Origin of the sequence: Psychrobacter alimentarius (assembly GCF_001606025.1) — a bacterium.
Classification (GTDB): domain Bacteria; phylum Pseudomonadota; class Gammaproteobacteria; order Pseudomonadales; family Moraxellaceae; genus Psychrobacter; species Psychrobacter alimentarius.
In genome coordinates this window covers 2,684,518-2,703,855 of the sequence record NZ_CP014945.1, presented here as the reverse complement: position 1 = coordinate 2,703,855, position 19,338 = coordinate 2,684,518, and the positions used below count along the sequence as shown (strand labels likewise).

Here is a 19,338-nt window from a genome sequence, read left to right as displayed (position 1 = left end):
TGTGCATTCATAAATATAGCGTTGTTATTTTTTTACGAGCTATCTTTTACACTTTTTTTTAATCATTGAGCCATACCTTATAAGTATGGCTGGAATTTTATATGCGAATCGTACCAGCTAGTATTGCCAAAATTATCTATCCAAAAGACTTACCAAATGGCTTGTTTACTAGTTTGATTATAGCTTGCTTATTCATGGGCTTAGCATCGCTGCGTCATGGTACAAGTTTTCAAGACTGGCTAAATGTGATTGAAAATTGGCTCATTATGCTACTGATATTCCCTACCGCTACTGCCACTGTGGCACTACCATTCAAATATCGTGATCCAACCTTTGAGTTAAAATTGACGTATTACCTTGGCATGTTTGTCGCATTTTTATTCACCTTAGCCAAACTGAGATACTGGCGTTGAGTTTGGATAGCCTCTCAAACGCTTACTTATATAGAAGACTTGTGTGACAAACCTTGAAATCCAAGGTCAAAGCGTCCATTGTATGAGTAAGACAGTTTTACCCGCGTTACTAAAAGACGAAAGATTTAAGACGAGAAATTTGCTGAATGGATTTTTGTAGTGAATAGATTTTTTGCCATTACCAATTCGTTTGCAAGTATCAGACGGGACAATAAGGAACAAATGAATGCCATACGATATCGATAATGATATAGAAGTAGATAGCGAGAGTACCGATCAATTTGCAGGATTTGCGAAAGAGACCACTCTTGAGCTGGTAGAGGCTGAAGATGGTAAATTGTTGTTGCGTGACGCTGAACAAGATGAAGCGCCGCTTATGACCATTGATTTCTCTGATAAGCTAAAAGAGCTATTGGGTAGCGATACCCAAGCGATTGGTCAACATATGATTCATGCGGCGATTCAGGTCATCATGCAAAAACAGATGAGTAAATGGCACGCTCACGTCTATGATAAAGAGCCAACACACTACAGCTGATCTTTAGTTTATTAGCGAGCTGAAGATAGCTAAATATACAAGCATAAAAAGAAGGGTTTATCGATTGATAAACCCTTCTTTTTGTTCAAATAGTACCATTTATAAAAATGGAGATTATTTGATTTTAGCTTCTTTAAAGATCACATGCTGGCGTACTTTTGGATCAAATTTTTTGATTTCCATTTTGCCAGGCATAGTGCGCTTGTTTTTAGTAGTGGTGTAGTAATACCCAGTACCCGCTGTTGATACTAATTTAATTTTATCTCTCATGATAGCTTTCCTGTAAATGAGGGGTCTTAAAACGATAGGTATGCGTCTTAAGTAATAAGTTGCTACTCATGTGGTAGCAGAAAAGCAGCTTTAATAACGAAAATTATCGTTATTTATAAGCTGCTAATATTCACTTAAACTTTTTGACCTTGTGCGCGTAGATCCGCTAACACTTTATCGATACCTAGTTTGTCAATGATGCGCATACCCTTGGTAGACACACGTAGACGTACAAAACGATTTTCAGACTCTACCCAAAAACGATGGTTGTGTAGGTTTGGTAGAAAGCGACGACGGGTTTTGTTGTTTGCGTGCGAAACATTATTACCCACCATAGGGCGCTTTCCAGTCACTTGGCAAACTCGAGACATGGCGAACTCCTAATCTATGAGGTATGAGTTTTTCTCATACCAGTCTGGGCAAGTTGCACGTTTTTGCGGCATGGACACAGCAAGCGGCAGCTTTGCACCAAACAAAACTATATGAAGGTTGAGCTGATATGACTGCTATCTAAAGGCAAATAACAGGCTAACCAATTCAGAAAATTTTAAAGCCGACATTTATACCATAAAACAGATGAATACTCAAATATTTTTATAATTACTGCCGATCTAAAGGATGGCTATTATACCCTGAAATAAGCGCTCTATGTTGTTGATTGTTTAATAGTAACCATTAATTTTTAGTTGTAAGTTATAACAAAAGTCAGTAAAGTTGCTGTTATATATTTAATACAATCTGTTAATACAACTAGCATCAATGTAAACCTATGTATCATTACCAATCTAATATGATTCTGTGTACTGATATTTACCTATTTGCTCAAATAAATTACTGCTTATGCGGAGTCTCAAAATGTCATATAGCTCATTACCTGCTTCCAAGCTATTTCAGCTGACTGCACTAACCTTATCACTGACTTTGGCTGGATGCGGCGGTGGCGATGGTACTGATACAATTGCCCCCGAGCCTGATACGGGTGTGACTCAGCCTGGGACGGGGGATGGTGGTTCTACTATTGATACTCTCAATATAGCTACTAGTAATCTGGTTGATATAAATAGCAATCCAGTTACTTCAATCGGTTTAGACGGTGCTTACTATGAGGTTTTAATAACTGACGAAAAAAATGAACCTGTCGCAGGGGCTAAAGTGAGCTTTGCTATCGATGCTACAGGGGTGATGTTGTCACAAACTACGTCAGGCTCAGTACTAACAGATAGTGAAGGCTTCGCTCGTATATTCTTAAAGCCAACGGGAACTGAAGTATCAGGAGCTTATACTATTTCTGCGACCGCAACCTTTGCAGGTAATACAGCGACTGTAGATAAAACTTTTTCAGTTCAATCGACCAAAGTTAGCCTAAGTGCTTTTTCTGTTGAGAGTGTCAATCTATCATCAGGTGCGCAGACTGCATTGTCTTTGATCGTCTCTGATGCAGAAGGAAATATATTGAATGGTGTGTCAGTTAATCTTAATGCGAGTTGTGGACAGATTCCAGCACAAATAACTTCTGATGCTAATGGTATGGTAGAGGTGGTTTATAAATCGATTAATGATGATGATACCCTTTGTAGTGGTCCTGTGACAATATCTGCAAACGTAGGTAATGCAGTACGATCTACCAATATTACTGTGCAGGCTCCTGAGGCAACCTCAATTGTATATACCTCTAATCCATTAACACTTGGCATTGCAAATAGTGGCTCTTCTGCGACAGGAGAGGTTGAGTTTACGGTTTATTCTAATAAAACGCCTCTTGCCAATGCCGATGTGGTTTTATCCTTAGAAAAATCACCACTGGGTCTATCCTTTGGCGTATTAGGTAATCGTTCTAACATTCCTGCTAGGACTGATGAAAATGGTAATGTATCTGTCAATATTTATCCTGGGTCTACACCAGGGCCTGTGGAGATTAAGGCTTCACTTTCTCGAGATGGTCGTATCAATGCATTATCTAAAGGTATATCGATCGCTAGCTCGCGCGTGACGCAAGATGGTTTAAGTATCTCACAAGAGAAAAACGTTTTAGATTGGAGTATGGATGGCGATAGCACTAACATCACTATTAGAATGGTAGATCGTAATGGGAACTCAGTACCAGATGGTACAGTGGTAAACTTAACGGCTGAAGGTGGTAAAGTCTCTCCTGCTAGCTGTACCACTACTGATGGCGTTTGTAATGTGACTTTCTCAACCCAAAACCCAAGACCAGGTGATGGACGTGTGAGTATTTTAGCTGTAGCAGAAGGCGAAAAAGCTTATATTGATAACAATGCCAATAACGCATGGGATGAGGGGGTAGATACCTTTGTTCATAATATTGGTGATACCTTCCGTGATGACAATGAAAACGGTACATTTGAAGCTGGTGAATTTACGTATCCATTGACTACACAAGCAAGCGGTATGTGTGAGAATAATTTGGATAGATTTATACAACTTAAATTCCCAACATACAGTCAATCAAAAAAAGACAGTTTTGAACAGAGTTTTATTTCAAACTTTGTATCGCCAAATAAAGCCAATACATGTAACTCAGGATTGGATGCTATTGTACGTTATCAAACTACTCAGTTATTGTCTGACGGTAGTAATGCGCGTTTTACCTTATTAAACAATCTAGGTAATATGCTGACGACACAAGTGATCAGTGGCTCAGCAACGATGGTTAATGTTCGTACGAATAGCGGTGGTTTCTACGACCTAAACCCAATGCCTTCTGGTACGACTATTGCTGCAACCGCTGTTGACAAAACAGACAGTAATGATAAAAGTTGTACAGTAGAGCAAGTTGGAGGTTTCAGTAAAGTCCCTGCTTTGGTGAACACAGGCGCTCTCGGTCAAAACTTAGGAACCATCAGCAACTATACGTTGGATGGTTGTGCAGCAGGGGACTACTTTAGAATCTCTGCTACTGCACCGAATAGTAATGTCACGACTAAGACTTATATTATTCAATAAGTTCACATAGTAACCAGTTAGTTATAAAACCCTCAACGCCACGTTGGGGGTTTTTGCATTACCCTTTTAAATAACTAAATCAATCTGAATAACCAAAAACAACCAACACGCTCAGCAAAACATTGCAAAAAAGATTAAAATAATCGGTTTACTACGCTGATAACAGTTTTTCAGCGATCAGTCATTATTTTTTAATTGGGCGTATTATGTCAGACACTATCAAGACGGTTCCCTCATCGGATATCGAGTCAAACACTACTTCTAGTGCTTTACCTACCACTGATGCTAGCGACACGGCGACACTGTTGATCAAATGCAAAGATCAAGCGGGTATCGTACAAGCGGTTTCTGAGTTTATCCATCGCTATGGTGCGAATATTATTACGCTTGATCAGTATTCAACGGCTCATGAAGGCGGTCAATACTTTATGCGTTTGGAGTTTGCTTTGGCAGGGTTAAGCGAAATTATTGACAATTTTGAGGTCAGCTTTGGACATACGGTTGCCAAACGCCACAACATGGATTGGCGTCTCCATAACAATGCAATTAAGACCAAAGTGGGTATTTTGGTATCCAAGTTCGATCACGCATTGTTAGATTTATTATGGCGTCATCAGCGCGGTTTGCTGGACTGCGAGATTACCTGTGTGGTCAGCAATCATCCTGACTTACGTCAAGCAGTCAAAAACTTCGGTATCAAATTTCACCATGTGGCTGTCAATAAAAACAATAAAGAGCAGGCAGAAGAGCAGATTCATAAACTGATGGAAGGTAATGATTTGCTTGTATTAGCGCGTTACATGCAAATACTGTCACCTGATTTTGTGAAACGCTGGCCGATGCAGGTAATCAATATTCACCATTCATTCTTGCCAGCTTTTGTGGGTGCCGATCCTTACCGTCAAGCGTATGATAAAGGGGTGAAACTGATTGGTGCCACCGCGCATTATGTCACCGCTGAGCTTGATCAAGGGCCTATTATCGAGCAAGATGTTCACCGCGTGACCCATCGTCAAGGCGTGACAGAATTACGAGCCATTGGTCGTGATATCGAGCGCAACGTCTTGGCGCGTGCTGTGAACTGGCATGTGCAAAATCGAGTGATTGTCGCAGGTAATAAGACCGTGGTTTTTAATTAAAACAGCGTTTGAGCATAATGCATTCTCTAAAATCTCATCTTATTTTTAAATAATACCAAAGCGGACAGTCAATACTCGTATGAGATACAATTGGCTGCCGCTTTTTTTACTGGCCAACACCTAGCAATAGCTCTAGCACAAACTTGCTACCGACAAAGCCAATTGCCAATAAGATAAAGGCATAAATAGTGATATTAGCCGCACGCTTGCCACGCCAGCCAGCACGCCAGTTGCCAACCAGTAGTGTACCGAATAATAACCAAGACAACAGGCTAAAGACGGTTTTGTGTACGATATGCTGTGCCATCAGATCATCTACATAGATAAAACCAATCCCCAACGCAATACTCAATAAAACAAACCCTACCAAGAGCATATCGAATAACAAACCCTCCATGCTTTGCAGGGATGGTAACTTATTGACCCAAAATCGATGAATGGTATGATGCTTGAGCTCGCGTATTTGTAAGCGCAAAAATAGTGCTTGTATCGCTGCCATTAGCAGGACACAGTAAGCCGCGAAAGACAGTAAGATATGTGCTTCTAGCCCTGCACTGATATTGATGATCGGCTGATAGGGCGCGCGTCCAATGTAGCCAATGGTCATACCTAGGAGTGCTGTTGGTGCCGCTAAGATGCCCAAGCTGATAATAGGCCGGTACAGAGAAAACAAGACGTAAAAGAATAAAAAAAACAAACTGATCAGGCTAATGACATTGAATAAATTAAAATTCAAACCATAAAGCGTAACAACGTAGGGGTAGAGCAGCAGCGCATGTGCGACCATACCGACCATCAGTAACCCCAAACCAATGCCTTTACGAACAGGTTTGTCCTGAGTCAGCGCCCAACCAAGGTAAACACTGACTAAGATATAAGCTAGACTAGCAAGTAAGAATGCAAAGTGCACAGATATAAAGCCTCATCTCATATTGAGCGCACAATGGCTGCTCAATGCAATGCGAAAGTGGTATTATCGGAATGATTAGAATAATTGTCCAATTTATCATAAAATGGGGATCAATTGAGTACCATCTTACGTATTCCCTATAAATGCTCAGCTCTGTCCATCTGAACTCAACCCAGTATGCGTCAGTGACAGCTCAAATATCCAAGCCTTTTGCAAAACGATGGTAATTTTTCGATCATCTTAATGCTATAGTGTTGATAATAGACTGTTTTTTATAATGTCGTATCTAAAAACCAAATCTAATATATTATTACGCATGCCCTTACATTATTGGTAAGCCATTTGACTGGTTTTACTAAAAAAGATTTTAACAAAGAATTATTTTAACTGAGAGTTATTTATGTTTGATACCTTAACAGAACGTTTATCGTCGAGCCTCCGTAATATTGTGGGGACTGGACAACTGACTGAAGACAATATCAAAGACACCTTGCGTGAAGTACGTATGGCATTGTTAGAAGCTGACGTGGCGTTACCTGTCACGCGCGACTTTGTTAAGCGTGTCAAAGAGCAAGCGCTGGGTGCTGAAGTCTTAAAAGAGTTGGCACCAGGACAAGCGTTTGTCAAAATCGTCCATGACGAGCTGACCGAAATGATGGGCAGTGCTAACCAACAACTAGAGATGACCGGTAAGCCACCAGTCGTTTATCTACTAGCGGGTTTGCAAGGTGCGGGTAAAACGACGACTGCTGGTAAATTGGCCAAATTTTTACAAGAGCGTCATAAGAAAAAAGTCATGCTGGTTTCAGCTGATGTCTATCGTCCAGCCGCCATCAAGCAGCTTGAGCAAGTAGCAGGTCAGGTTGATGCCAAGTTTGTGAACTCAAGCACTGACGAAAATCCGATTGATATCGCACTACGTGCCATTGAAGAAGCCAAAATTCAGTATCAAGATATTCTAATCATTGATACGGCAGGTCGCTTGCACATCGATGACAACATGATGGATGAGATTAAAGCGCTAACGGCGGCGGTCAATCCTTCTGAGACCTTGTTTGTCGTCGATGCCATGACGGGTCAAGATGCTGCCAATACAGCCAAAGCGTTCAATGATGCCTTGCCATTGACTGGTGTTATCTTAACCAAGACTGACGGCGATGCTCGCGGCGGTGCAGCACTTTCTGTACGTGCCATCACAGGTAAACCGATTAAATTCTTGGGGCGCGGCGAAAAGTTGGATGCCTTAGAGCTGTTCCATCCTGAGCGTATTGCCCAGCGTATTCTTGGTATGGGTGACGTACTGAGTTTGGTCGAAGAAGTTGAACAAAAAATTGACCGTGATAAAGCCGAAAAAATGGCGAAAAAGATGCAGAAGGGCGGCGATTTTGACCTTGAAGATCTATTGACCCAGTTCCAGCAAATGAAGAGTATGGGCGGTATGGCAGGCTTTTTAGATAAGATGCCAGGTATGGGTGGTTCTGACATGCAAAAAGCGGTCGAAGATGCCAAACCAGAAGAAAAAGTGCGTGAAATGGAAGCATTGATTAATTCTATGACGCCATTTGAGCGTAAGAACCCTGATAAGATCAATCCAAGCCGTAAGCGCCGTATTGCTGCGGGTTCTGGTCGTGAGATTCAAGACGTTAATCGTTTGCTCAAACAGCACAAGCAAATGGCAAAAATGATGAAGATGATCTCAAAGCCTGAAGGCATCAGTAAAATGATGAAGTCCATGCAAGGACTAATGGGCGGCGGCAGTGCTGGCGGTGGCGGCGGTCCTCTATTTGGTGGCGGTCAGCAAGGCGGCGCTAAAGACGTCAATCCAGAGCAAATGGCAAAACAAATGGGGCTTGATCCTAACAATATGCCAAGCACTGAAGAGATGCAAAAGCAAATACAGGACATGCAAAATCAAGCGCCTAAGAAGTTTAAAACCCGTTTTTAATACTTCCATAAGTAATATCTACATTTAAGTCTTTTGATCATTGTTTCTAATAAAAACCTCAAAGCGGAGATTGTTTTGAGGTTTTTTTTACGTTTGTCTGATTTGGAGAGATTCTCATGGATAAAGTATGAAAAAAGCAGAAAGTGATAAAAATAGCCTGCCCTAAATGCTATGATAGGCGCTGATTTATTTATGAAGCCAGTGCTTTTTTTATAATGCCGTGCTTTTTTTAATACCGATAGTATAGGCCGAGAGTATGAAGTTTTTAGCCATGGATACCGTGTTCGATCAGTGCTCGGTCGCAGTTTTAGATTCGAATGGTCACGTACTAGCGAGTCATACCGAAACAGGCAAACGCCAACAAACCCAGCAAATCCTTCCTATGATTGATGCTGCGCTGTCAGAGGCTCAGTTAAAACTTGCCGATATAACTGCCCTTATATTTAACAGAGGGCCTGGTGCCTTTAGTGGTATACGCATCAATACCGCAGTGGTGCAAGCGCTATCTGTAGCGCATGATATTCCTTGTGTGGGTGTCTCAAGTTTACAAGCGATAGCGCAGCGAGCTTATCAGCAATACGGCTTGAGCGAGGCATACAGCGCTCTTGATGCGCGTATGCAGCAGGTTTATTTTGGTCACTATAAAATAGGCGACAATAGCCAAACAGGTCAAGCTGTCATGCAATCTGTGTCCATAGACGGCAGCGACAGCAATGAGCAATTGCTCGATTATGACAGTCAAACAGCACTTAATCTGCCTATCGTTGGTAACGGCTCAATGCTGTTAAGCGCTCATAGCGAGCAGATATGTCATGAAGAGGTCTGGCCAGATGCAGTGGTTATAGGACAGCTGGGTATTGCTCAATTTATTACCTCGGGCGGTACGGATGCGGCCAATGCACTACCCAAGTATTTGCGCAATCAGGCATGGAAAACGTTAAAAGAGCAAGGTAAAGCTTAATCATTGTCATCGTCGTTGCCCCTCAAAAATATTAGAACATACTAAAAACTATACTGAACAATCGGTATATCTTTGTCTAGGAAAGCCATCGTGGATATTATTTTATTACTTCAAGCTGTCATCATGGGTATCGTTGAAGGTATCACTGAGTTTTTACCCATCTCAAGTACAGGCTATTTGATTCTATCGGCAGATGTGATGGGATTTTGGACCAAAGAAAAAGTGGATCTGTTTGTCGTTGTGGTGCAGCTTGGCGCTATATTGGCGGTTATCTATGATTACTGGGGTAGATTGTGGCAGGCGCTCATGGGTTTGTTGACTGGCAAAGCAGAAGGCATGGCCAATCCAAGACAGCTGGGGCTTAGCTTAATTGTAGCGACTATTCCCGTCATGATCGTAGGCTTCACCTTTGCTGATGAGATCAAAACCTATTTATTCAATCCGATTGTGGTCGCCATCATGCTCATTCTTGGTGGGCTATTGATATTTTATGTTGAGAAACGTCCTAAAAAAATCATTGCGCAAGAAGCGGAAGATGTCAGTTTAAAAACAGCGCTGCTTATCGGTTTGTTTCAATGTATTGCCTTAATACCAGGCACGTCGCGCTCAGGCTCCACTATTATTGGTGCTCTATGGCTTGGCGTATCACGCAAGGCGTCCGCAGAATTTTCTTTCTTTTTAGGTATACCTGTCATTGTCGGTGCCGCGCTACTAGACTTACTTAAGCATGGCGACGTGCTGAGCAGTAGTGAAGATTGGACAGTGTTAGCGATAGGAACGATAGTATCTTTTGTGGTCGCACTATTATGTATTCGCTTATTGGTTGCTTGGGTGAGTCGTCGTGATTTTACCGTTTTTGCGTGGTTACGCATTATCACGGGTGTGATCGTCTTAATCGCCGCTTGGGGATTTGGGTATCAAATGACAGGTTAGATTGTCAGCATTTTTATCATCTCATTTTTCTATGATTCATGTGAAATAAATTTGATGTGTGAATCGTAGCCATATGAATAACAACGTGCTACTGGTATGAATTTTCTTTGCTCATGGCGTGTTTTGCGCTTTAGATGCAATGAAGATTGACGCCAGTGGCACTGTTTTTTTGAGTGTTTTTATTGTCTGTCGCAAAAGAGGTGGCTATCATGACCCGTGTACAACCAGAATCACGCGCCTTTATGCGCTGCCAACTTGTCTACGTCAACGACTCGCAGCAAGTACAAATTGAAAGTCTCAAAGCCCTGATAGCAGAGCATAAATTACCCATCCTTCTAGAGACTGAGCAGTCTATAGAAAAACTGACTCAAAAACGCCGTCAGCAATTGAGTCAGATATCGACTCAGCCCATACTACTACTGGATGACAAAAACGCATTGTCATGGCTAAGTAATGGGCTAAGCGTGGCACCTGAATGGGATAAACTACAAAGGCGGGTGGTAAGCGCTGGTCGCAAATCAGAATTATTGTTGCAAGCCGTCAAAATCACCTCGGATAGCAGGGTCATTGATGCCACTGCTGGTTTTGGACACGACAGTTTGATATTGGCCAGTATGGGTGCGCAAGTGGTGATGCTTGAGCAGCAACCATTGATGGCGTTGCTACTGTTAGTAGAGCAGCAGCGCATGAGTAAAGTAGCAAACTGGCAAAAACTTATGTCACGTTTGCAGATTATAAATACCGATGCCCTCAGTTATTTTGCAAGTGTGAACAGCTCGCCCATCTCTGAGAGTAATCGGGCAGTCGATGTGGTATATTTAGATCCTATGTTTCCAGAAGACAGCTATCAAGATAGCAAGACAGGAAAGGGCGCTAAAGTTGGCAAACACATGCAAGCCTTGCATCAACTTGCTCTTCCACCGACCTCAGAGGAGGAGCAGCAGTTGCTACAAAATGCGCTCGCTGTAGTCGGTCATCATGAGCAAACATCGGGTCGAGTGGTCGTCAAGCGTCCCCAGTTTGCACCGCAACTTGCTCACCAGCCGCCAAGTGAGTGCTGGCATAACGAAGCGGTGCGTTTTGATGGCTATTTTGTCTAATAGCCGTTTCGTATAGGAGCAGGACATGTCAGCGCTGATTATTTGGGTGATGGGTGCCGTTTTATTAATCATCAATATTATGCTGCGTACTCGAATTCTTCGGTTAGAAGCGCGTTTAAAAGCGCTGAGTAATCCGCAAGAGCAACTGGCATTTTTGCGTCAACAAGCCGCCAAAAAAGAAAAAATTGCCGCCATCAAATCATTGCGCAAACAATATCCTGAAATATCACTGATAGAAGCAAATCGCTTATGGCAGAAAATATAGGGACCATCACACAATGATACAAGACCCTTCATCTATGACGCTTACCGACAAGCTCTATGCTTATATGCAACTGACACGTTTTGATAAACCTGTTGGTATTGAGCTATTGCTGTGGCCAACGCTATGGGGAGTCATGCTAGCGGCAATGGGTAAAGCGCAGCAGCAAGCGATGCCAGCAGGCCTGCCCACGCTTAAAATCTTTATATTATTTGCGCTAGGTGCAGTATTCATGCGAGCAGCAGGCTGTGCCATTAATGATTTTGCTGATCGCAAAGTTGATGGTCATGTGACGCGCACAAAAAATCGACCACTAGCCGATGGTCGTTTGTCTGCAAAAGAAGCCATTGCTGCCTTTTTGGTGTTGGTTATCCTAAGTGTCAGTCTGTTGTTGTTTTTGCCTATTGAAGTGTTTTATTGGTCCTTTGGTGCGATCATACTGGCTTTTATTTATCCCTTTATGAAACGCTATACGCAGTTGCCACAAGTGTTTTTGGCAGCGGCGTTTGGGTGGGCGATACCAATGGCATACGTGGCAGTACAAGGCGCGCCAGATATTTGGTGCTGGTTATTATTCTTTGCTTATATGTGCTGGACAGTGGCGTATGACACTCAATATGCAATGGCCGACCGCGATGATGATTTAAAAATCGGCATCAAATCGACGGCGATACTATTTGGTCGTTATGATGTGATTATCATCTCTATCTTACAGATGTTGTTTTTGCTCATCATGGGGGCAGTATTGTGGCATTACTTTGAGCCAACCAGCTTGAGCATGATTCCAATATTTGGCTTGGGATTGATAGCAATGATGTTTGCTAAGCAGAATAGTGCTTGTGCGAGTCGTCAACCGCTCCTATGTTTTAAGGCGTTCTTGGCCAATATTTGGATAGGCCGTTATGCTTTTGCAATCATCGCTATTGCCTGCATGTGGACCACCTTTAATGGATAGATTCTCAAATAATGGATAGATTCTCAAATAATGGATAGATTCTCAAAGCTAAAGAGGACAAGAGTGCCGAGCGCAGGCATGTCTACTGCTGATTATGAAGCAAAGTTAGCGGCGCAAGGATTGACACGTCAACAAGTCATCGAAACTGAACGTAAGCTGGCAAAGTTTGCCAATATCATGGATTCGCTAATACGTGTGCCTTTTACCAAGCAAGGGATTGGGGCTGATTCTGCGCTTTCAACCATTCCGCTGGCAGGTGATTTGGCAGGATTGGCGCTGACCAGTTATGCGTTTATACTGGGTCGTCAGTTAGGTGTGCCTGCCCACAAAATGACCCCTGCTGTTAAGTTGGCACTTATCGATATGGTCGTTGGCATTGTGCCTGGCATTGGCACGTTATTAGATATCTTCATTCGCCCTAGTCGTAAAACCTTGGACATCGTCCATCAGCATCTACAAGATGAGTATGGCATTACGGATGTGATGCATATGGATCGACCGTTTTTGCATCAGTCGTTAGAAGACAAACAGCAGCAAGCTGGCTTTTGGCGCAATCCATTCATTGCATGGCTGTACTTGCATATCCCAGATATTCTTGGACTCATATTTATTGTGACGATCGGCTGGGGTCTGTGGGCAGGTATCAGCTGGCTTGTTGGTCTATTTGGAACGACTACTGGATTTGGTTAATCGTAAATGAGGCTGTGTCAGCTCATCCCACACAAAACCATAGCAAAGGCAGCCACGTTATCGACGTGTGCTGCCTTTTTACATAGTAATTGGACTGCCTAAGAGTTGGCACCAAATCGTTTTATTCATATCATTCCGCAACAACTTCAGCATCAGCGCTGACAGCATCAAAACTTGTAATTTTATCGTTTCGAATGAGGTCAATCGTGCCACCACCTGCGTGACTGACCAGCTGAATATCGCCATCGCTTGAGCGATAGGTAGGATTGTTGCCTTGACCTTCAGGTGCTGTGAGTGTCATTTTTGGTTTGTTGGGTAGAGTAACAATGGCGTTGAGCAAGCCTGCCGCTGACGTCTCAAATACGACAGATAAAGACTCTCCTGCAGCACTTTTATAGCGCACATCAGTAATTTGTGCGCCTTTGATTGCTTGTTCAGGGCTTGGTGATGCGCTTGCATTCGTTGGTGAAGTATCCGTAGTCTCAAGATTGTCTTCTAATTGGGTTAGGCTGACATCGCGCTCTGAGTCTGCTGACGAAGTAGTATCCTCATTTACATTGTTATCGTTAGGATCAGCGACATTGATATTGGTCGTCACAGGTGTTGTTTGATCTTTTGTTTCTACTGGCGTCTCATCAACCGCTTCAGGCTCTGGTGTTTTTTGGCAGGCTGTGAGGATTAGTGCACTTAAAAAAACCGCAGGTACTATCTGATAGTAACGTTTGAGTTTTGAGGTATTGGAAGCATGAATAGTCATGATAATGTGTTGTCCATTGAGTGCTTTATGAGAATAATGAGATAAATGGCGTTTGGCCATCTATTGAATCTGGATATATCTTATTAGGTATTGATAGTAATGACCAGTCTTCGCTTGCCACCATCATTTCTATGCTCGCATAAATAAATGCCTTGCCACATGCCCAAACCCAATCTGCCATTGATAAGTGGCACTGTTAAACTGACGCCAAGCATCATGCTTTTGAAATGAGCTGGCAGGTCATCTGATCCCTCTAACGTGTGGCGATACTCTGGCTGATCAGCTGGCGCGATTTTGTGTAGCCAGTCCTCGGTATCTAGTCTGACATCAGGATCTGCATTTTCATTAATAGCAAGACTGGCTGAGGTGTGCTGTAAAAACAGATGCACCAAACCAGCGCTGGCAGTCTCAGGTATTAACGTGTCAATTGCTTGTTCAATCATTGGCGTAATGATATGAATACCGCGTGCATGGGCAGGCAAAGTAAGGGTGGTTTGATGGTAGGGCATGTAGTGTTTCTCATTATTAGCATCGGCTTTATAATGAATATTACAAGATAGTCACCATGGTTGAAAGCGATGACTCAAATCAATCTAAACGAGCGGCGTCTGCAAACGGACACGGGTTGGTAAAAGCCGCGCAAGCATGGCTTCTGATAAAGGGGCAAACGTGCCTGTCATCATATCTACCAGTGCATCGGCACAGATGGGTGCCAAGGCATAACCTTTTGCGCCCATCGCACTCATGACCCACATACGCTTACTATCACTCAATCGTCCGACAATCGGATGATAATCAGGCGTTTGCGTACGAACGCCCGCGCGCCCTTGCCATAAACGGGTATCTGTCGGAATGATAGTGCTCATCTCAGGTATAGCGGTAACGAGCTTGTCGCGGCTAATCTGGTGCTCTTCATGACGAATATGAGTATCGATATCATTACGTATAAAGCTGGCACCCAATAAAAACTGAGGCTGGTGAGCTGCCTCATTATCGAATGAATCGTCGTTCGTTTGCGCGGTAAATAACGTACAGTAACCACTGTATTTGAGCGGTATTTTGGGTAAGTGAGTGAGTTGTTCTCTCGTAGGTGTAAACCAAGAGAGCTGCCCACGAATCTTGCGGCAATCAAAAATACGCTTGTCGATGTCATGACTCTCAAAAGCGGCGCAAATCACGACGTTATCAGCGTCGATTGTAAGGGCAGCGTTGTCTTTATTGTGTCCTTGAATCGAGACCTGAGTTTCTGTTTCATTAACACTATCGACAGTCAGCTGCTGAAAGCGGATGAGCGGATGCAACAATATAATCTGCTTTAAGGTTTGTGGATTGACCAAACCTGCGTGTGGTAAATACAAGTTTGTCGCCAAATTCTGTTCTTTTAAGCCACTGAAATTTCGCGCTGCTTCAGGTGATAACGTCGTTGCCATATCGTCAGGATAATCGGCGATTTGCTCTGTGCCGATATTGGCTTTCATAAGCAAATCAAGAGCGCCCGTCGATTCAATTACGGACGATATGCTTTCTGATTGGGCCATGTCATTAAACTGTCGGTATACTCTACTGCTGTAGAGATAACCGATGGTGTGCAGATGCTCATCGACATGATGAATGGGTGTCATTTTGGGCGCAAGTAAGGCACGAGGGTTGCCTGATGCGCCTGCTAAAGGCGCAGACTTATCTACTAGCGTGACTTGAATGCCGCGATTGGCTAGAGACCAAGCGACGAATAATCCTGAGACACCAGCCCCAATGACAACGCTGTGAGACTCAGATAGAATGACGTTATCACTAATATCAACTTCTATGGCATCACACGCTATATCTGATTTGATGGCATTACTCTCTGAACATGCAGCGTTCGTCATGATTGCTGTGAGCATTTCACGCTTTCGACCAAACCCTTTTACCTTGCTAATTTCAAAACCAGACGCACGTAGGGCACGCTTGACCACGCCTGCGCAGCTATAAGTCGCAGCAGTTGTGCTTGGACGCGATAAACGTTGTACTTGCGCAAAGATGTTCTCAGCCCATAGCGTGCTGTTACAAGAAGGGGCAAACCCATCCAAAAACCAAGCATCCACAAAGGGCGTAGGCTCAATTGATTTATCAGAAGATAGCTTAGTTAAGCTGGTAGCTGCATCACCAAACCACATATCGACAGTCAGATTATCAGTAAAAAAATTCAAACGATGACAGCCTGCAACAAGGGGCGGATAAGCGTCTAGAAATGGCGTAATCAGTTCTGTTAGCTCGGGCGCGCGCTGTCCCCATAAAGCGAGTATTTTTGTCAGGTCTGTAATGGGTATGGGGTATTTTTCAGTCGTGATAAAGTGCAGGCGAGCAGTGGCTAACTGTGGGTGTGTATCGCGTAGATGACGCCAAAGCAGCCAAGTTGCCAACAGATTTAGCCCTGTCCCAAAACCCAGTTCGGCTATCGTAAAACTTTGCTGCGGCGCAAGTTTTGATAATCGTTCTGGTAATTGGTTGTGCGCCAAAAATACGTGACGCGTTTCTGCCAGACCATCTGCATGTGAGAAGTACACATCCCCAAACTCACCTGATACAGGCACCTTATTGCCCGTATCATCCGTTTGCCAGTCGATGTTGGCTGGCGTAATGACGCTCAATGTTTCATCAGTTTGAGTAGTAGACATGGCAAGTTTCTTAGCAGCATGAGGCGTTTGAAAAAGAAGAGTACGTTTTATAAAGTGGCAGGTTCTCGTGTGTCGGTTGTTCGATTAAAAGCGATCTATATCACAAGCAATCAGGACTACCAACGGTCACGGCGTACAAATACCAGCCAAGAGACGAAAATACCAACCAATAAGCTGATCAAGACGGTAAAGGCACCATATAAAAACAGTTGTCCTTTGCTCTCATAAACCAAAACATTGACTTGCGTCTGCAAGTCATTCACTTCGCGCTGAAGCTGGGCATTACGGCTCAAAAGCTCTTGATTGGCATCAGAAAGCGCTTGGGTAGACGGCTGTAGCTGCGCGGCTAACAACGTATTATTGGTGCTGGCGGGTGTGCTGGCAGTTATCGCTTGTTGATTAGTTGGCACTGGCGTCGTTGATGCTGAAACGGCCGCAGGATCATCAATAGCGTTCGTCGTCGGAGCAGCATTTACTGATACAGCCATAAATAGCATGACGCTTGTCACACCAGTTTTATAAACAGTAAGATAAGTGCGAGGGTTTAGTAGCCATTGACTCACGATGCAGTTACCTTTACTGATGATGTACTGTCAGTCGTATCATTAGGGGCTGGCAGAGTTTGAACAAACGGTTTGACATCGACATGACTGTAGACACCATCACGCAAGTAAGGCTCAGCGCCTGCCCATTTTTTTGCTGCATCGAGTGATTCAAAGTCAGCAATAATTAGGCTGCCTGACATCTCGCTTTTACCATGTTCAATGGGTGTTGGGCCAGCAATAATGAGGCGCTGTTCGCGACCCAGTGCTTGCAAACGCTCAACGTGTTCGGCGCGTGTTATTTGACGCTGCGCACTACTGTCTGCAACGTCATGACCAATAATGGCAAATAAGGACATAGTACTTCCTCAGTAGATAATAAAAATAAAGCACCATTTCTTTTAGTAATATTTGCAATCAATATTCGTGATTAATCATTGTCACTATTAGAATTTAGAAATGGCGTATTATTATAAGATAATAATTACTTGACGGTCTTGTCAGTCAATGCTGGGTTGAGATGTTTTTTCAATACCAAAAACTGGACAACGACAAACACTAGCATAATCGGAATCCAGCCATAGGTTTTGAAGTTAATCCACGCCTCATCTGACATCATAAATGCTGTGATATAATGTAATACGCCCATAAAGGCGAAAAATACAGCCCAAGCAACGGTCAGCTTTTTCCAGCCACTCAATGTGAGTGTAAACACTTCTTTCATTGCAAGCTGCATCAAAGGTTTGTTGATAGCGGCACTGACGAAGAGGGTAAAAGCGAAAATACCGTTAATGATGGGTGATTTCCAGCGCAGATAGATATCGTCGCGCAAGAGCAACGTACCACCGCAGAATAAAATGGTGAGTAACAAGACAACCCATTGCTGCTTATCGAATTTGCCTTTTTGGCGCACAAAATGGATAGCATAGATGACGATAGTGGCGATGAGTAATGCGCCAGCTGCCGCTAAAATACCGCTATGGCGAGCGGCAATGAAAAAAGCAATTAAAGGAATGAAGTCTAGTAAGGCTTTCATAACAGATAAGATGTCCGACAAAAACGTATGGGGTAGTTTACACGTCTACTGCGCCAAAAAAAAGCAATCAACACTATAATCATCTTATATGCTGTGCCTTAACCGCCTATCATGTACTTTAATGATAATATGTTCATTATTAACCTCTACTCAGATTGACACTATCTTCAAAATTTTAAGGTCAGCTTTATGAAAATCGATTTACATTGTCACAGTACTTGCTCTGATGGTACCTATGCACCAGCAGAAGTGGTACAGCGTGCCCACGCGGCTGGCGTCAATGTATTGGCATTGACTGACCATGATACGCTGGCAGGTATTGATGAGGCGAGCGAAACGGCGAAAGCCTGCAACATCCAACTCATCAATGGCGTTGAAATAAGCTGTGAGCATACACTGACTGGTGGTTATGGTAAAAATAAATCCACCAATAAAATCATACATGTGCTTGGGCTTGATTTTGCCGATCGCGAAAAAATGCATAAAACTTTGCAGCAGCTGCAAGACAGCCGAGCATCGCGTGGACAGCAGATGACAGAAAAGCTCAGTGCGTTATTAGAGGTCAGTTATGATGAGCTATGGCAAGCCATACTTGATAAAGCAGGTGGTAACCCACAAGCGGTAGGGCGCGCTCACATTGGTCAAGTACTCTTTGAACACGGTCATGTCAAAACGGTACAAAAAGCCTTTGATAAATATTTGGCTGATAATAAGCCTGCCTATGTCGCTATCGAAGCGCTAACTATGGAGCATGGTATTGAATTGATACATGCTTGTGGTGGAAAAGCTGTGCTGGCGCATCCAACGCGTTATCAACTTTCAGCGACAAGAGTGCGTAAGCTTATTGAAGAGTTCGCACAGCTTGGCGGTGATGGTTGTGAATTACCTGCCAGTAGTGAACCTGTTAGTACCCGTAAAATGGTTGACCGTAGTATCGCTGAACACAATCTGGTTGCCTCTATAGGTAGTGACTTTCATGGAAGTAACATGCCATGGCGACGTTTGGGTGATGTGCCAAAACTCAACCCAGAGCAGCAGGGTATATGGCAGTCTTTTGCCACTTTGTCTTAGACAAAATTACAGCGTCACAAACATACTGTCGTTCGCATGACAAGCCGCTTTCAATCCCAAACGCCGCACCCTTTAACGTAGGCTGTCATGCATTGGCGCACTCATCAATCAAATGAAGAGTTGGCTTAAATCTATATAAGTCTTATTCTTAATCTACATTATTAATCGTAGGTTGTTTCTCACTGTCCGCGGTAT

Annotated in this window: 21 protein-coding genes; 12 read left to right on the top strand and 9 right to left on the bottom strand. The window is 43.3% G+C overall.

Features of this window, described 5'->3' with window-relative positions; translation table 11 throughout:
- The first annotated feature begins 101 nt into the window (after positions 1-101).
- Both A3K91_RS11120 and A3K91_RS11115 read left to right on the top strand, forming a co-directional pair.
- A complete protein-coding gene (locus A3K91_RS11120) occupies positions 102-413 on the top strand; it encodes a hypothetical protein (protein WP_062845318.1) in 312 nt (103 codons plus the stop codon).
- Between the two features lie 226 nt (positions 414-639).
- Positions 640-951, top strand: coding sequence for a hypothetical protein (locus A3K91_RS11115; protein WP_062845317.1), 312 nt, complete (start codon positions 640-642; stop codon positions 949-951).
- 114 nt (positions 952-1,065) lie between these two features.
- Here the strand turns inward: A3K91_RS11115 and rpmG are convergent, their stop codons facing one another.
- Positions 1,066-1,221: a 50S ribosomal protein L33 gene (gene rpmG, locus A3K91_RS11110; protein WP_010201403.1), complete on the bottom strand. Its 156-nt coding sequence runs from the start codon at positions 1,219-1,221 to the stop codon at positions 1,066-1,068.
- A gap of 134 nt (positions 1,222-1,355) precedes the next feature.
- Positions 1,356-1,592: a 50S ribosomal protein L28 gene (gene rpmB, locus A3K91_RS11105; RefSeq protein WP_057761372.1), complete on the bottom strand. Its 237-nt coding sequence runs from the start codon at positions 1,590-1,592 to the stop codon at positions 1,356-1,358.
- A gap of 484 nt (positions 1,593-2,076) precedes the next feature.
- Between rpmB and A3K91_RS11100 the strand changes: the two genes are divergently transcribed.
- A complete protein-coding gene (locus A3K91_RS11100; protein WP_062845316.1) occupies positions 2,077-4,185 on the top strand; it encodes a hypothetical protein in 2,109 nt (702 codons plus the stop codon).
- Between the two features lie 206 nt (positions 4,186-4,391).
- The gene (purU, locus tag A3K91_RS11095; protein WP_084387341.1) at positions 4,392-5,324 is read left to right on the top strand and encodes a formyltetrahydrofolate deformylase; all 933 of its coding nucleotides are present in this window, start codon (positions 4,392-4,394) and stop codon (positions 5,322-5,324) included.
- A gap of 106 nt (positions 5,325-5,430) precedes the next feature.
- Here the strand turns inward: purU and A3K91_RS11090 are convergent, their stop codons facing one another.
- On the bottom strand, positions 5,431-6,234 hold the full coding sequence (locus tag A3K91_RS11090; RefSeq protein WP_062845315.1) for a cytochrome C assembly family protein: 804 nt from the start codon (positions 6,232-6,234) through the stop codon (positions 5,431-5,433).
- A gap of 400 nt (positions 6,235-6,634) precedes the next feature.
- Between A3K91_RS11090 and ffh the strand changes: the two genes are divergently transcribed.
- The 7 genes from ffh to A3K91_RS11055 all read left to right on the top strand — a co-directional run bounded on the left by ffh (position 6,635) and on the right by A3K91_RS11055 (position 13,080).
- Positions 6,635-8,179, top strand: coding sequence for a signal recognition particle protein (gene ffh, locus A3K91_RS11085; protein WP_062845314.1), 1,545 nt, complete (start codon positions 6,635-6,637; stop codon positions 8,177-8,179).
- Positions 8,180-8,435: 256 nt separating this feature from the next.
- The gene (gene tsaB, locus A3K91_RS11080; protein ID WP_062845313.1) at positions 8,436-9,140 is read left to right on the top strand and encodes a tRNA (adenosine(37)-N6)-threonylcarbamoyltransferase complex dimerization subunit type 1 TsaB; all 705 of its coding nucleotides are present in this window, start codon (positions 8,436-8,438) and stop codon (positions 9,138-9,140) included.
- 90 nt (positions 9,141-9,230) lie between these two features.
- On the top strand, positions 9,231-10,073 hold the full coding sequence (locus A3K91_RS11075; protein ID WP_062845312.1) for an undecaprenyl-diphosphate phosphatase: 843 nt from the start codon (positions 9,231-9,233) through the stop codon (positions 10,071-10,073).
- Positions 10,074-10,282: 209 nt separating this feature from the next.
- Positions 10,283-11,173 carry a class I SAM-dependent methyltransferase gene (locus A3K91_RS11070; protein ID WP_062845311.1) on the top strand — a complete coding sequence of 297 codons (891 nt, stop codon included), beginning with the start codon at positions 10,283-10,285 and terminating at the stop codon, positions 11,171-11,173.
- Between the two features lie 25 nt (positions 11,174-11,198).
- The gene (locus tag A3K91_RS11065; protein WP_062845310.1) at positions 11,199-11,438 is read left to right on the top strand and encodes a hypothetical protein; all 240 of its coding nucleotides are present in this window, start codon (positions 11,199-11,201) and stop codon (positions 11,436-11,438) included.
- A gap of 34 nt (positions 11,439-11,472) precedes the next feature.
- Positions 11,473-12,390 carry a 4-hydroxybenzoate octaprenyltransferase gene (ubiA, locus tag A3K91_RS11060; protein WP_062845996.1) on the top strand — a complete coding sequence of 306 codons (918 nt, stop codon included), beginning with the start codon at positions 11,473-11,475 and terminating at the stop codon, positions 12,388-12,390.
- A 78-nt stretch (positions 12,391-12,468) separates the two neighbouring features.
- Positions 12,469-13,080, top strand: a complete 612-nt coding sequence (locus A3K91_RS11055; protein WP_228139860.1) for a DUF4112 domain-containing protein — start codon at positions 12,469-12,471, stop codon at positions 13,078-13,080.
- 130 nt (positions 13,081-13,210) lie between these two features.
- Here A3K91_RS11055 and A3K91_RS11050 read toward each other — a convergent pair whose 3' ends face one another.
- From A3K91_RS11050 to A3K91_RS11025, 6 genes are all read right to left on the bottom strand, one after another.
- Positions 13,211-13,837, bottom strand: coding sequence for a hypothetical protein (locus A3K91_RS11050; protein WP_062845995.1), 627 nt, complete (start codon positions 13,835-13,837; stop codon positions 13,211-13,213).
- Between the two features lie 83 nt (positions 13,838-13,920).
- Positions 13,921-14,346, bottom strand: a complete 426-nt coding sequence (locus A3K91_RS11045; protein WP_062845308.1) for a secondary thiamine-phosphate synthase enzyme YjbQ — start codon at positions 14,344-14,346, stop codon at positions 13,921-13,923.
- Between the two features lie 84 nt (positions 14,347-14,430).
- Positions 14,431-16,494, bottom strand: coding sequence for a tRNA (5-methylaminomethyl-2-thiouridine)(34)-methyltransferase MnmC2 (gene mnmC2, locus A3K91_RS11040; RefSeq protein WP_062845307.1), 2,064 nt, complete (start codon positions 16,492-16,494; stop codon positions 14,431-14,433).
- A 116-nt stretch (positions 16,495-16,610) separates the two neighbouring features.
- Positions 16,611-17,057 carry an SH3 domain-containing protein gene (locus tag A3K91_RS11035; RefSeq protein WP_062845306.1) on the bottom strand — a complete coding sequence of 149 codons (447 nt, stop codon included), beginning with the start codon at positions 17,055-17,057 and terminating at the stop codon, positions 16,611-16,613.
- Positions 17,054-17,395, bottom strand: a complete 342-nt coding sequence (locus A3K91_RS11030; protein WP_062845305.1) for a YciI family protein — start codon at positions 17,393-17,395, stop codon at positions 17,054-17,056. The genes A3K91_RS11035 and A3K91_RS11030 overlap by 4 nt, the downstream gene beginning before the upstream one ends.
- Positions 17,396-17,520: 125 nt before the next feature.
- Positions 17,521-18,072 carry an inner membrane-spanning protein YciB gene (locus tag A3K91_RS11025; protein WP_062845304.1) on the bottom strand — a complete coding sequence of 184 codons (552 nt, stop codon included), beginning with the start codon at positions 18,070-18,072 and terminating at the stop codon, positions 17,521-17,523.
- A gap of 189 nt (positions 18,073-18,261) precedes the next feature.
- On the opposite strand from A3K91_RS11025, the gene A3K91_RS11020 reads away from it, so the two are divergent.
- On the top strand, positions 18,262-19,143 hold the full coding sequence (locus A3K91_RS11020; RefSeq protein ID WP_062845303.1) for a PHP domain-containing protein: 882 nt from the start codon (positions 18,262-18,264) through the stop codon (positions 19,141-19,143).
- Positions 19,144-19,338 lie beyond the last annotated feature (195 nt).

Excerpts from the sequence above, each read along its gene's own strand:
- A3K91_RS11045 (WP_062845308.1), bottom strand. The coding sequence starts at position 14,346 with ATGCCCTACCATCAAACCACCCTTACTTTGCCTGCCCATGCACGCGGT.
- A3K91_RS11065 (WP_062845310.1), top strand. The coding sequence starts at position 11,199 with ATGTCAGCGCTGATTATTTGGGTGATGGGTGCCGTTTTATTAATCATC.
- A3K91_RS11030 (WP_062845305.1), bottom strand. The coding sequence starts at position 17,395 with ATGTCCTTATTTGCCATTATTGGTCATGACGTTGCAGACAGTAGTGCG.
- A3K91_RS11120 (WP_062845318.1), top strand. The coding sequence starts at position 102 with ATGCGAATCGTACCAGCTAGTATTGCCAAAATTATCTATCCAAAAGAC.
- tsaB (WP_062845313.1), top strand. The coding sequence starts at position 8,436 with ATGAAGTTTTTAGCCATGGATACCGTGTTCGATCAGTGCTCGGTCGCA.
- rpmB (WP_057761372.1), bottom strand. The coding sequence starts at position 1,592 with ATGTCTCGAGTTTGCCAAGTGACTGGAAAGCGCCCTATGGTGGGTAAT.
- A3K91_RS11115 (WP_062845317.1), top strand. The coding sequence starts at position 640 with ATGCCATACGATATCGATAATGATATAGAAGTAGATAGCGAGAGTACC.
- mnmC2 (WP_062845307.1), bottom strand. The coding sequence starts at position 16,494 with ATGTCTACTACTCAAACTGATGAAACATTGAGCGTCATTACGCCAGCC.
- A3K91_RS11070 (WP_062845311.1), top strand. The coding sequence starts at position 10,283 with ATGACCCGTGTACAACCAGAATCACGCGCCTTTATGCGCTGCCAACTT.
- A3K91_RS11100 (WP_062845316.1), top strand. The coding sequence starts at position 2,077 with ATGTCATATAGCTCATTACCTGCTTCCAAGCTATTTCAGCTGACTGCA.
- A3K91_RS11020 (WP_062845303.1), top strand. The coding sequence starts at position 18,262 with ATGAAAATCGATTTACATTGTCACAGTACTTGCTCTGATGGTACCTAT.
- A3K91_RS11050 (WP_062845995.1), bottom strand. The coding sequence starts at position 13,837 with ATGACTATTCATGCTTCCAATACCTCAAAACTCAAACGTTACTATCAG.
- A3K91_RS11025 (WP_062845304.1), bottom strand. The coding sequence starts at position 18,072 with ATGAAAGCCTTACTAGACTTCATTCCTTTAATTGCTTTTTTCATTGCC.
- rpmG (WP_010201403.1), bottom strand. The coding sequence starts at position 1,221 with ATGAGAGATAAAATTAAATTAGTATCAACAGCGGGTACTGGGTATTAC.
- A3K91_RS11055 (WP_228139860.1), top strand. The coding sequence starts at position 12,469 with ATGTCTACTGCTGATTATGAAGCAAAGTTAGCGGCGCAAGGATTGACA.
- ffh (WP_062845314.1), top strand. The coding sequence starts at position 6,635 with ATGTTTGATACCTTAACAGAACGTTTATCGTCGAGCCTCCGTAATATT.
- purU (WP_084387341.1), top strand. The coding sequence starts at position 4,392 with ATGTCAGACACTATCAAGACGGTTCCCTCATCGGATATCGAGTCAAAC.
- ubiA (WP_062845996.1), top strand. The coding sequence starts at position 11,473 with ATGACGCTTACCGACAAGCTCTATGCTTATATGCAACTGACACGTTTT.